1 protein-coding gene is annotated in these 626 nt (G+C 48.7%); it reads right to left on the bottom strand.

Annotated features, from left to right (window positions below; translation table 11 throughout):
- On the bottom strand, positions 1-626 hold a 626-nt coding region (locus R7E78_RS27865; RefSeq protein WP_318058853.1), incomplete at both ends, for an N-acetylmuramoyl-L-alanine amidase.

Here is a 626-nt window from a genome sequence, read left to right as displayed (position 1 = left end):
TTAACAATGTGCACCATTGGTTTAGAGGAAGGTGAGAACACCGTGCCTTCAGGTGGGTTATCTTTTAGATATTTAACCACCGCTTTAGAGATAGCCTGCGCTAACTTATCTTGGTGTGCGCGTTGGAACAGCAGTTTCTCTTCTGTTGGGTTAGAGATAAATCCAGTCTCTACAAGGACCGATGGAATTTGTGGCGAACGCAATACTGCCAGACTAGTGTTGATTGGCTTGGTGTTGTGTAGATGCGCGACGCGTCCCATTTCACCCAAAATTTCGGTCGCCAACTTGTAGCCTTCTTTTTGCGAATGGCTGAACTGGATATCGAGCAAAGTTTGGTTCACGTTGCGGTCTTTCGTGTTCGTGACAAATGCATTGCCAGAACCACCGAGCAACTCGGACTGTTTCTCGTGGTTCTCAACCCAGCGAGCAATCTCAGTGTTTGCGCGACGCGTATTCAATACGAATACCGATCCCCCACGAGGTTGTGGTGATGTGAACGCATCCGCGTGAACTGAGATTAACAGGTGCGCGTCATTTTCGCGGGCAAATGTAACACGGCGGTTTAAGTTAACAAAGTAGTCACCGGTACGCGTCATGCGCGTTTTTATTCCCGGCGTCGCATCAAG

The sequence above is a fragment of the Vibrio sp. YT-19(2023) genome, assembly GCF_033337395.1.
Note: the sequence above shows the minus strand (reverse complement) of the source record. Positions and strands in the feature narration are given on the sequence as shown.